This window comes from Bradyrhizobium sp. HKCCYLRH2015 (assembly GCF_051168215.1).
GTDB lineage: Bacteria > Pseudomonadota > Alphaproteobacteria > Rhizobiales > Xanthobacteraceae > Bradyrhizobium.
In genome coordinates this window covers 82,154-93,934 of record NZ_JBNPUO010000008.1, presented here as the reverse complement: position 1 = coordinate 93,934, position 11,781 = coordinate 82,154, and the positions used below count along the sequence as shown (strand labels likewise).

The 11,781-nt window shown below is 66.4% G+C and carries 10 protein-coding genes; 5 read left to right on the top strand and 5 right to left on the bottom strand.

Annotated features, from left to right (window positions below; all coding sequences use genetic code 11):
* Positions 1 to 86 precede the first annotated feature (86 nt).
* The gene (locus ACQR1H_RS21445) at positions 87 to 1,370 is read left to right on the top strand and encodes a hypothetical protein (RefSeq protein ID WP_434874807.1); all 1,284 of its coding nucleotides are present in this window, start codon (positions 87 to 89) and stop codon (positions 1,368 to 1,370) included.
* A gap of 161 nt (positions 1,371 to 1,531) precedes the next feature.
* On the opposite strand, the gene ACQR1H_RS21440 is transcribed toward ACQR1H_RS21445, so the two are convergent.
* The 4 genes from ACQR1H_RS21440 to ACQR1H_RS21425 all read right to left on the bottom strand — a co-directional run bounded on the left by ACQR1H_RS21440 (position 1,532) and on the right by ACQR1H_RS21425 (position 7,597).
* Positions 1,532 to 2,569, bottom strand: a complete 1,038-nt coding sequence (locus ACQR1H_RS21440) for a magnesium and cobalt transport protein CorA (RefSeq protein ID WP_316218225.1) — start codon at positions 2,567 to 2,569, stop codon at positions 1,532 to 1,534.
* A 62-nt stretch (positions 2,570 to 2,631) separates the two neighbouring features.
* Positions 2,632 to 4,236, bottom strand: a complete 1,605-nt coding sequence (locus tag ACQR1H_RS21435) for a hybrid sensor histidine kinase/response regulator (RefSeq protein ID WP_315801498.1) — start codon at positions 4,234 to 4,236, stop codon at positions 2,632 to 2,634.
* A gap of 288 nt (positions 4,237 to 4,524) precedes the next feature.
* Positions 4,525 to 5,964: a glutamine synthetase family protein gene (locus ACQR1H_RS21430; protein ID WP_434908157.1), complete on the bottom strand. Its 1,440-nt coding sequence runs from the start codon at positions 5,962 to 5,964 to the stop codon at positions 4,525 to 4,527.
* 274 nt (positions 5,965 to 6,238) lie between these two features.
* Positions 6,239 to 7,597, bottom strand: coding sequence for a Rieske 2Fe-2S domain-containing protein (locus ACQR1H_RS21425; protein ID WP_434908156.1), 1,359 nt, complete (start codon positions 7,595 to 7,597; stop codon positions 6,239 to 6,241).
* Between the two features lie 211 nt (positions 7,598 to 7,808).
* Here ACQR1H_RS21425 and ACQR1H_RS21420 point away from each other — a divergent pair, with 211 nt between their 5' ends.
* The 4 genes from ACQR1H_RS21420 (at position 7,809) to ACQR1H_RS21405 (ending at position 11,008) form a co-directional block, all read left to right on the top strand.
* A complete protein-coding gene (locus tag ACQR1H_RS21420) occupies positions 7,809 to 8,609 on the top strand; it encodes an IclR family transcriptional regulator domain-containing protein (protein WP_316237309.1) in 801 nt (266 codons plus the stop codon).
* 829 nt (positions 8,610 to 9,438) lie between these two features.
* On the top strand, positions 9,439 to 10,140 hold the full coding sequence (locus ACQR1H_RS21415; RefSeq protein ID WP_316182227.1) for an alpha/beta fold hydrolase: 702 nt from the start codon (positions 9,439 to 9,441) through the stop codon (positions 10,138 to 10,140).
* A 75-nt stretch (positions 10,141 to 10,215) separates the two neighbouring features.
* Complete coding sequence (locus ACQR1H_RS21410) at positions 10,216 to 10,503, top strand: hypothetical protein (RefSeq protein WP_434889773.1); 288 nt, start codon at positions 10,216 to 10,218, stop codon at positions 10,501 to 10,503.
* Positions 10,490 to 11,008: a hypothetical protein gene (locus tag ACQR1H_RS21405; protein WP_316182225.1), complete on the top strand. Its 519-nt coding sequence runs from the start codon at positions 10,490 to 10,492 to the stop codon at positions 11,006 to 11,008. The genes ACQR1H_RS21410 and ACQR1H_RS21405 overlap by 14 nt, the downstream gene beginning before the upstream one ends.
* A gap of 16 nt (positions 11,009 to 11,024) precedes the next feature.
* Here ACQR1H_RS21405 and ACQR1H_RS21400 read toward each other — a convergent pair whose 3' ends face one another.
* Entirely contained in the window at positions 11,025 to 11,624 is a 600-nt protein-coding gene (locus ACQR1H_RS21400; RefSeq protein WP_434874803.1) for a TetR/AcrR family transcriptional regulator, read from the bottom strand.
* Positions 11,625 to 11,781 lie beyond the last annotated feature (157 nt).

Sequence of the window (11,781 nt, the reverse complement as noted above, 5' to 3'; positions counted from 1 at the left end):
CCGCGCCGCGTTGCCGCACTCCGTTGGACCCATCGCGATCCCCACGCGTTGCATCCCGGCCGCCAGCATCACCCATGAAGAGCCCGATGGAGACGATCGAAGCCTATCTCGCCCGCAAGCATCAGGAGCTGCAGCTCCTGAATTGCTGCCTGCGGAGACCGCATGCGCTGCCGGCGCCGCGCTCGGTGATGGAGGTCATCCGGCGCAAGTTTCAGCTCACGGCCGCGCTGAAGGCCGAGCACGCGCTCAGCGACTGGACCGCGACAGAGACGGCCTGGGCGGATGCGGACGATCATCGCGCCGGCCCGTTCGCCTTCAGCTACGACTATCAGCGCGCCGATCTCGACGTGCGCGGGCCGTCGTTCTACGCGGCGGGCGAGAGCCGCCATGACACCATCTACACCATCTCCGGCATGGCGGCGATCGCGGCACTGCTGCTGGCGACGCGGCCCGTTCTCGGCACGGCGGACCTCTTGATGCTGCCGGGCTCCTATGGCGAGACGCAGGAGCTGGTCGCGGCGCATGCGCGGCATCTGCGCCCGGTGACGCTGACCCGCGACCTGGCCGCCGCGCTGGCGCAGCGCTCGCCCGCGCCGCGGCTGCTGCTGATCGATTCCAGCGCGACCGCGCCGCGCTTCGAAGCCGTGCTGGGTTGCGACCGCCCGGCGATCGATCTCCTGATCTTCGACACCACCTGCTTTGCCAACGGCTCCGGCCGCATTCGCCGCGTGCTGGCCTGGACGCGGCGCTGGGACGTGCCGGTCGTGATGGTGCGCAGCCACACCAAGCTCGACTCGCTCGGCGCTGAATATGGCCGGCTCGGCTCGGTCGCTTTCGCCGATTGGAGCAAGGCCGGCGCCGCGGGCCGCATTGTGCTTCGGGCGCTGCCGGACGAGACGCGCAACGCCGTCAGGCTGCTCGGCGGCGCGGCGCTGCCGGCGCATTTCCCGCCTTACGTCGGCCTGCCGGCCTATCGCGAGCTGACCGCGCGACGCGTGGCCGCCATCCTGCGCAACAGCCGGCGGGCGCGGCGCCACTTCGCGACCACGCTGCGCGGCCTGACCGCGGAGCTCGACTTCGCGCACGGCCTCTACGTCACGCTCGCCGGTCGCGCGCCGCTCGACGAGGCCACCGCCCGGCAAGCCGCAACCGCCATGAGTGATGATCTCCGGCGCGCCGGGCTTCCGATCCGCCACGCCGGCAGCTTCGGCTTCGATTTCGCTGCGACGGAATGGTTTCACGACGCCACCACGGATCGCTACAGCGTGCGCGTCGCCGTGCCTGATCTGCCGACCGCGATCTGGGACGAGCTGACGGAGGCCATCGCCGCGTGGTGGTCCGCACATCCCGGGCGATCCGCCGCGGCGTGACGTTGCGCCATGGCAGCCCGTTGCTTCCTCAGGGGCAATTCGATGTCACCCGCGCCGCGTCGTGCTCGGCGGCCTCGGCGCAGGGGATTTGCAGCAGCGCCCACGCGCCGCGCGCATGTGGCTGAACCCGCTTCGCGAGGAGGGACCGGCGGCCCGTCCCCTCACAGCCATCCGCGCCGGCGGAACTGCCAGTACAGCACGCTGCATACGGTGGCGATGAAGCCCAGCACGGCGTAGTAGCCGTATTGCCATTTCAGCTCCGGCATGTGCTCGAAGTTCATGCCGTAGATGCCGGCGACGGCGGTCGGCACCGCGAGGATGGCCGCCCAGGCGGCCAGCCGCCGCGCGATGTCGGTCTGTTGCGCCTGGCCGGCCATCATGCTGGCCTCGAACACGAAGGCGAGGATCTCGCGCAGGGAATCCGCATCCTCCTCGGCGCGCTTGGCGTGGTCGAGCACGTCGCGAAACAACGGCGCCATTTCGGCGTCGATCGCGACGTTGTCGACATGCTCGAGCCGCTTGCAGACGTCGACGACGGGGCCGACGGCGCGGCGCAGCCGCAGCAGGTCGCGGCGCAGGCGATACAGCCGGTCGACCTCGTGGCGCGCGAGCGGCCGCTGCAGCACGACCTCCTCCAGCGTCTCGACCTCGGCCATGATGCTCTCGGTCACCGGCCGGTAATTGTCGACGATGAAGTCGAGGATTGCATAGAGGATGTAGTCCTCGCCCTTGGCGAGCGAGCCCGGACAGCTCTCGCAGCGCTCGCGCACCGCGCCATAGGAGGTCGAGGCGCCGTGGCGCACCGAGACCACGAAGCCGGGGCCGACAAAGATGTGGGTCTCGCCGAACACGATGTGCTCCTTGACGAGCTGCGCGGTGCGGGCGACGACGAACAGCGCATCGCCGTAGCGCTCGACCTTGGGCTGCTGGTGCGCCTTCGACGCATCCTCGATCGCGAGCTCGTGCAGGCCGAACTGATCCGCGACGCGCTGCAACAGCGCCGCGTCGGGCTCGTGCAGCCCGATCCACACCACGTGGCCGGGCCGCTTGCTCCAGGCGCCGGCGTCCTCGATCTGAATGTCGGCGACGCGGCGGCCATTGGCATAGGCACCGGCTGCGACCACGCCCAGTTCCCGTGGCTCACCGCGGGGCTGAAGGACTGGCGCATCGGCCGGTGTCTGCACCGTGACGTGACGCATGGTTGGATCTCCGCTCTCCAGCCCGACTTTCGATGCGAGGAGTCGCCTGGTCAAGCGTCGCATCAGGTCACGCCGGTCGGGCCGTCGAGCAATTGCCTGACGCGGCGGACCAGATCGGTGCGGCGGTACGGCTTGTTGATGATCTCGAACTCGCCGATGTTGGCGTCGGCGCGCTCGACCGCGGCATCGGAATAGCCGGTCGTCAGCAGCACCTTCAATTTCGGCTGGCGCTTGCGCGCCTCGCGCGCCAGCACGGTGCCGTTCATGCCGCCGGGCATCACGAGATCGGTGAACAGCAGATCGAAGCGGACCTCCGAATCCAACAGCTCGAGCGCGGCATGCGCATTGGCCGCGACCTCGGTACGATAGCCGAAATCCTCCAGGATCGAGCGCGCCAGCTCGGCGACTTCATGGCGGTCCTCGACGATAAGGATGCGTTCGCTGCCGGTGCGGTCCATCGCCATCTGCGGCCGGATCGACGGCGCAGCGATCGCCTGCTCGGTCGCCGGAAACAGCAGCTGCACAGTCGTGCCCTGCCCGACCTCGCTGTAGATATAGGTGCTGCCGCCGGACTGGCGGGTGAAGCCGTAGACCATGGCGAGGCCGAGCCCGGTGCCCTTGCCCTCCTCCTTGGTGGTGAAGAACGGCTCGGCGACCCGCGCGAGAATGTGGTGCGGAATGCCGACGCCGTCGTCGGACACTTTCAGCGCGACATAGCGCCCGCCCTTGGGCACGCCGAACTGCACGATGTCCTCCTCCGCGATCTCCTTGTTCTCGGTGCGGATGGTCAACGTGCCGCCGTGCGGCATCGCATCGCGCGCGTTGACGAACAGATTGAGCAGCGCGACCTCCGCCTGGGTCTGGTCGACACGGCTGTTCCACAGGCCGGGCTGCGCCTTGACGACGATGCGCACGCTGTCGCCGAGCGTGTGGCGCGCCATCTGCACCATGGTCTCGATCATGTTGTTGAGGTTGATCGGCCGGCTGTCGAGCCGCTGTTTGCGCGCGAACGACAGCAGCTGCTGGGTGAGGGTCGCGGCCCGGTTGGCGGCCGACCGGATGTTCTCGACGGCGCGGCGGTGACGCGGGGCAAGCTCGCTGACGGCGCCCTGCAGGGTCTCGGTGTAGCCGATGATCACCTGAAGAATGTTGTTGAAGTCGTGCGCGATGCCGCCGGTGAGCTGGCCGATCGCCTCCATCTTCTGCGACTGCACCAGCGCGCTCTCGGCGTCGCGCCGGCGCGACACGTCGAGCTGCGAGCCGAAATAATAGACCAGCTCGCCGTCGCGGTTGTAGACCGGGCTGACGAACAGCGCATTCCAGAACGCAGCGCCGTTCTTGCGATAGTTGAGGATCTCCACCGCAATGTCCTGGCGGTTGGCGATCGCGGTGCGGATCGCCGCGATGGTGTCGCGGTCGGTGTCCGGCCCCTGCAGGAAACGGCAATTGGCTCCGACGATCTCGGACAGCGCGTAGCCGGTCATCTCCAGGAACGCCCGGTTGGCGAACAGGATCGGATTGTCAGGCTGGCGCGGATCGGTGACGATCATCGGCATCCGCGTGGTCTCGACGGCCGCGAAGAAGATGTCGTGGCGCTCAGACGACAGATCGGATGCATCGCCGCTGTCGACAATCGCGCGATCGCGCTGCGGCCCGTGTTCCAACATGCTTCCTTGCTCCGCCTTCCATCGCCATGACATGCAGGGTCGCGCCGGCACCGGCGTGAGTTGTGCAACGACTCCTTCGATATGCCGCTGGATGGGATCGGGTTCCCGCAGGCCCGCTTGCGCGCGGAATAACGGACACAGGACTCACGAAAATGCGACGCGGCGGCGCGGGAACAAATCCGGCGGATACGGAAATACCCGCGCCGCGGGGCCGCGGCCTACGTCACCGGGCAAAACAACCAGGTCGACGGCGGGCTGGTGCGCAGCCGGTGAGGCGGTGCATCGCCGTCAGAACATCTCGAAATATTCGCGCTGCTCCCAGTCGGAGACCTCCGCCTGGAAGCGCTCGAGCTCAGCATTCTTGATGAAGGTGTAGTAGTCGACGAAGGTCGAACCGAACGCCTGGCGGAAGAACGCGTCATCCTTCAGCGCATCGACGGCCTCGCGCAGCGATTTCGGCAGCAGGCTCGCCTTGGTCTCATAGGGCACATCGGCCGACGGTCCCGGCTCGAGCTTGCGGTCGATGCCATCGAGGCCGGCTGCGATCTGCGACGCCATGTAGAGATAGGGATTGGCGGCGGGCTCGCCGATGCGGTTCTCCAGGCGCGTGGCGCGATCGCCGGGGCCGCCGAGCACGCGGATCATGACGCCTCTGTTGTCGCGGCCCCAGATGGCACGGTCCGGCGCCAGCGAATAGGCGCGGTAGCGCCGGTAGCCGTTGATCGTCGGCGTCGAAAACAGCGCCGAGGCGCGCGCATGCGCGAGCAGGCCCGCCATGTAGTGGCGGCCGAGCGCGGACAGACCTTCGGCATCCTCGGTCATGAAGGCGTTGCCGCCGTCGCGCGCCACCAGCGACTGGTGCAGATGCCAGCCCGACGACATCACGTTGGGGATGCGCGGCCGGCACATGAAGGTGGCGTGATAGCCGTGGCGCTGGCAGATCTGCTTCACGGCGCTGCGGAACAGCACCATCGTATCTGCAGGCGCGAGCCCGAGCGCCGGCTGCAGGACGAACTCGCACTGGCTCGGGCCATATTCGAGCTCGATCGAGCGCAATGGCAGGCCGAGCGCGACAAGATTGGCCCTGATGATCTCGAGCGCCGGCTCCATCTGATCGAAGCGCTGCTCGGTGAGATATTGATAGCCCTGGGTCAGCAGGCTGACCGTCGGCGGCACGCCGGGCTGACCGGGCGAGCCGGCATCACCGGGCGCGAGCCTGGGATCCTCGACCTTGAAGATGTGGCACTCGACCTCGAGGCCGGCCATGAACTGATAGCCACGCTGTTCGAGCGTCGCCAATGCCGACCGGTAGAGATTGCGCGTGGCGAACGGGACCGGCGCACCGTTGGCGAAGTACAGATCACAGAGCACCCAGCCGGTGCCGGACGCCCAGGGCAGGACGCGGAACGTGGTGGGATCGGCGACCATCAGTGCATCGCTGCCGCCCTGCATCTCGGCCATGCCGAAGCCACCGCCGGCGGTGAACACCGGAAACACGGTGCGATGCGAGGTGTCCTTGGCGAGCAGGGTCGTCGTGATCGAGCAGCCGTCCTCGAGCGAGGACAACGCAGCATCGACAGTGAGCGTCTTGCCGCGCAGGATGCCGTGCTGGTCCGGGAACGAGAAGCGGATGGTGGTGAGGCCGTGCTCCTCGGCGAGGCGGCGCATGCGCACTGCGGCCTCGGCCTGCTCGACGGTCCACAACTGATGCTTGGCGACGAAACTCAACGATGGCTCCATGATGCATTGTCAAACTGCGAGATCATGGGCGCAGTCTTGCGGCGCGCGAGCCCTAACCTCTCCCCGCTTGCGGGGAGAGGTCGGATCGCATCGTCAGATGCAATCCAGGTGAGGGGGGACAGGTCCAACCACTCGCACTTCCCGTGCGGCTGCCCCTCACCCCAACCCTCTCCCGGTGAAGAACGGGGAGAGGGAGCGCACTGCGCTCGGAGCGAGAGCTGGCCAACTACACCGAAGGACATATGCGCACTCACGCCTGCCATCACTCCGCCGCGCTCAGATGCGGCGCGAGACGCACGATATCGGCCGGCACCGGCGCTGCCCAGGGGGCGTTGCGGCGGCGGCGGACGTCGACTTCCATCCAGTAGGTCTCCCAGCCGCGCGTCGGGCCGATGCCGTCCATCGTCGCCGGGCCCTGCACGCTGCGGGCCCCGGCGGCATCGAGGAACAGCATCGGCGGTTCGCCGCTCGCGACCTTCTCGATCTGCTCGCGCAGCAGCCGACGATATTGGATGATCGCCTTGTCGGATTGGCCCAGATGCTCGCGGGTGCGGTCCTGGATCCGGCCCATCGACTCCACCGCCCACTGGTCGTGCACGTTGATGTCGTTGCCCATGCCGGTGTAGGTCGCGGTCGCCTGCTCCCGTGGATCGAAGCCGTAATCGTTGCTCTTGTTCTTGCGCGAGCGATAGTCGGGCAGCTCATAGAGCTCGAGCCGCTGCGCCCGCATCTTCGCCCGGTCGACCGGCGCGCCATAGCTGGTGAAGATCGCGTACCAGTAGCAGCTCTCGTCATCGACCGGCACGTGCCACTGCGTGATCGTCATCTCCGTGCTCATCGGAATCACGAAGGCATGCGGGAGCAGCTGATTGGTGACGCGGACATGGGTGCGTTCGGCATCGATCTCACGCAGTGCGATGATGCGCAGGCCGTATTCGGTACGCTCGACATTGATGATCGGACGATCGTACTCGCGCAGCACCTTGGTCATCGGCAGCTCGCTGTCGGCGGAGGCACCGCGGAACTGCTTGCCATAGGCCGTCGACGTGTCCTCGTCCTCGAAGAAGCGATGCAGGAACGAGGCATGCGCCGGGTCGATGCCGACCTCCAGCGCTTGCAGCCAGTTGCACTCGATCAGGCCCTTGAAGGCGAAGGTGTAGGTGTCGGGCGCGGTGAAGCAGTCGAGATCGGGAAACGCCGGGGCTGCACCATCGCCGAGCCAGGCCCAGAGGATGCCTCCCTTCTCGATCACGGGATAGGCGCGCTGCTTGACGTTCTTGCACAGCGGCGAGCCGGCCGGTTCGGCCGGCGTCTCCCGACAATTGCCGTCAGCGTCGAACAGCCAGCCATGGAAGGCGCAACGCAACCCGCCGTTCTCCAGCCGTCCGAAGGCGAGATCTGCGCCGCGATGCGGACAATCGCGATCAAGTAGTCCGTAGCGGCCTTGCGCATCCTTGAAGAGCACGAAGTCCTGACCGAGCAGCTTCACCGCGCGCACCGGGCGCTCGCCTGCGAGCTCATCGACCAGCGCGGCCGGCTGCCAGTACATCCTCATTAGTTTACCGGCGGGCGCGCCGGGTCCGACGCGCGTGATCAGGTCGTTCTGCTCCTGGCTCATCATGATGGCCGTCTCTCCTATTCCGTCGCAAGTCGGGCGTTGAGCGTCACGCGATCATCTAATAATGTTCGCTAGACGAACACATGTTCGCCCAGATTAGATTCGCTTTAAGTGGGGAGAAGCGCAAGTGAAAAAGCTACAACCGAAGCCGAGGGGCCAACGGACTGCAGCTTCACTGCGGCCGAAAACAACAACAGCGGATCATGTCAGGCCGATGCCGAAACTGAAGCGCACTGATGAGGAGAAGAAGCAGGCTCGGGGCGACGGTCCCGAGTTCGTGGAAGCGCTCGATCGCGGCCTGCGGGTGATACAAGCCTTCAGCCGCGAGGGCCGGCCGATGACGCTGAGCAAAGCGGCGGAACTCACCGGCCTCGCCCGCGCCACGGTGCGACGGATTCTGCTGACCCTGAAAGCCTCCGGCTTCGTCCATGGCGACGACCGGCTGTTCTCGCTGACGCCGCGCGTGCTGCTGCTGGCCTCCAGCTATCTCGCCTCCAACCAGGTCAACAGCGTGATGCAGCCGTTGATGGACAGCACGGCCGGCGAGGCCCGCGAGGTCTGCTCTCTCGCCGTCCTCGACGGCGACCAGGTCGTGTTCATCGCGCGCGCGACGCCGGCGCGCATGTTCTCCACCGGCCTGGAGATCGGCTATCGGCTGCCGGCGTTCTGCACGTCGGTCGGCCGCGTGTTGCTGAGCCGGATGCCGGACGATCAGTTGCGCCAGGCCGTCGAGCGCATGACGCTGACCGAGATGACGCCGCAGACGATCACCGACAAGGACGCGTTGATCGCGTCGGTCACGGCCGTTCGGGACGACGGCTATTCGCTCGTCGACGGCGAGGCGGAGGAGGGTTTCCGCTCGATTTCCGTGCCGATTCGCCGCTATGACGGCGGCATCATCGCCGCCGCCAACATCGGCGGCCACGTCGATCGCATCGGCTTCGACGAGATGAAGGAGCGCTTCCTGCCGCTGCTGAAGAAGCTCGCCGCCACGGCGCAGCCACTGCTCGTCTGATCCTTCGACAAGAGGCACCGGGCTCGGCTGCAGCCGTGCCGGCTCGTGCTCGCGCATTGGGCCACAGCACCTTAAGCTTCGCATCGACCTCGCTGCCGCGAGTGCCACTGTTTCATCCGGCAGCGACGTCGCCGGACGCGTCCCCGCTGCTGCCGAGCGAGCAGTCGTCTCTCGTTGCATCAACAGCGTCGGCCCGCGCTGCTCCGGCAAGAGCTAGACTTCGCGCGGATATGTTTCCTCCGGGTGCGACGATCGCTCCGATGTCATCGCCGACAGCCCGGTGCTATCAATTCATCGCCGCGACGGAACGAGAGCGCCGGGCGTCAACAGCCACGTGAAGTTACCAGCCGCTCGAACTAATCGTTGTGGTCGCAGGCCTTGCGACGCCGGGCCCCACGCCCATTACGTGATATTATCGTGACGCCCGACCTCGTTTGCCACGATTGACGATCCATCCAGGTATCATCGCGCTGCATGCGATGGTGGCATGATCCGGAGCGGAAGTAGTTAGACCTCTTCCTCGCGCGCGAATTGCGGACGACGCCACCAGATTGCCGCGAATGACGCCGTAATCACGAAAGCCAGAGGCGCCGCGGCCCAAGCAGCATCGCGTGCGCCCCGATCACAGCGATCATCCGGCTGGCCATCCACTGTCGCGAAGAGGCGCAGGATGAGCCAGGACAAGGCTGGGGACGAGGTCGGCGCCCTGGGACGCCGGGCGCGAGCCGCAGCACATCGTTGGACATCGGCCGCCTCTCGCGCGTAAATGGCATTCCGGGCGGACGACACCCGGACATGCAGGTGAACGCCGTTTCCGGGGGGAAGACCCATGACTGATGCGCTGCCGCTCGTGCTGGTGCCTGGCCTGATCTCGTCGCCCCGCATCTATGCGCCGGTGATCCCGGCGCTGTGGCGGCTCGGGCCGGTGATGGTGGCGAACCACGTCCGCGACGACAGCATGGCCGCGATCGCGCGCCGCATCCTCTCCGAGGCGCCGCCGCGCTTCGCGCTCGCGGGACATTCGATGGGCGGCTACATCGCGCTAGAGATCATGCGCCAGGCGCCGGAGCGCGTGGGTCGGCTGGCGCTGATCAACACCCAGGCGCGGCCCGACACGCCGGAGGCGAGCGCCCGCCGCCGCACCATGATCACCCGCGCCAAGGAGGGCGACTACCACGGCGTTGTCGACGAGCTGTTCTCCGGCTTCGTCCATCCGTCGCGCCAGGATGATCCGCGGCTGCGCCAGCTCGTGCACGACATGGCCGAGGAGGTCGGCGTCATCGGCTTCATCCGACAGTTGACGGCGATCATGTCGCGCCCGGATTCGCGGCCGACCTTGACCGCGATCCGCTGTCCGACCCTGGTGCTGACCAGCGACACCGACAACACCATCCCGAACAGCCTGTCGAAGGAGATGGCCGACGGCATCGACGGCAGCTGGCTGGTGGTGCTGGAGAATTGCGGCCACCTGCCGCAACCCGAGCAGCCGGAGGAGACGGCGCAGGCGCTGATGGAGTGGTTGCGGGGGTGAGATGGCCGTCGAGCCGTATGAAACTCCGGACGGTAGCCGATGGCAACTCTCCGGAATGCAGCGTATATTGCGTCCATGCTGGACAACGCCAAAATCGCCAAGATCGCCCGCGAGGTCGCCATTGCGAATCTGAGCAGCTCCGCCGCGGTTACAGACGTCACCACAGCGCCCTATGCGGACTCCGAAGGCCGTGATGCCCTGCGGATCACCATCGTATTGAGCCCCATCCAAGGGACCAGCATCGAGGGAGAAGCAGTGCTGGATACGCTGGTCCAGATCCAAGAGCAGCTCCGGGCTGCAGGCGAGGACCGTTTTCCGCTGATCGAATACGAGGCGGAGAACGAGCCCGTTGGCGATACTTAATCCGGAGCATCTGTTTCAGCAGGCTGAGCAGTTGATCGCTCCGCCTGCAGCGGGGCCACCGCGACAGGTGAACATCCGTCGCGCAATTTCCGCTGCCTATTATGGATTGTTTCATGCAACGCTCATTGCCGCTGCAGATCAATTCGTTGGCAAGACGAAACAAGGGACACCCTTATACGCCCTCGTCTATAGAGCCGTGGATCATCGAGACCTCCGATTGCTATGCGAGGAGGTCAAAAAGTCGAAGCTTTCCGCAAAATACCTGCCGTTTGCACCTTCCGGAGGCTTTGGAGCAAACCTTCACGCGTTCGCATCTGCTGTCCTGGAGCTACAGGAGAAGCGACATGAAGCCGACTATAATCCGATGATCCGGGTCAAAACCCTGGATGCGCAGCTCGCCATCAGAATGGCGAGAGCTGCACTGACGAGCTTCGAGGCCGCCCGCGTCCAAAACCAGGACGCTTTCCTGACATCGTTGACGTTGTTGTTATTTCCGCCCCGCTGAGCGCGGACATCGTCAACTACGCTTCGCCGACTCTTCCCTTCCCCACCTTCAGCCCATCCACGAACACATCCAGCAGCCGCAGCACGCTCTGCTGCCAGCCGGTCTGGTCGTGCATGTAGCACATGCCGATCAGCGCGCGCAGGACGTCGTCGGCGCTGATGTCGCCGCGAATCTCGCCGGCGTCGACGGCGCGGGCGAGCAGCGCGCCGATCGAGCGGGTGAGATGGCCGTGCGAATAGGCGGCGAGCTCGGAGTTCGCGGTCATGACGATCGCGAGCGCGGCCATCATGCCCTTCTTGGTGGCGACGAACTGCACCGTCGAGCGCAGCCAGCGCCGGAGCGCCTCGACCGCCGACGGCTCGCTCTTGAGCTCCTCGGCCAGCTCCGCGAGCTGCTCGACCTCGCGCCGGTACACGGCCTCGAACAGGTCCTCGCGGGTCGGGAAATGACGATACAGCGTGCCGATGCCGACGCCGGCCTGGCGCGCCACCGCTTCCAGACTCGCCTCGGCGCCGCCGACGCTGAACACCGCCTTGGCCGCCTCCAGCACCCGCTCGCGATTGCGCTGCGCGTCCGCGCGCGGCTTGCGATGGCGGTCTTGTGGTTTCGTCTCCATCTCACCAGCTCTTGATGACGGACCGTTCATGTCCTCTTGCTAAACGGAGGAACCCTCCGTATAAATAGACCTGCCACTCCGGGATAGCCAACCTTCCTGGGCTTTCGTCCCGCGGTCGCTGGATCTGGACGGACCACCGCCCGTAAGGCGGTGCCCG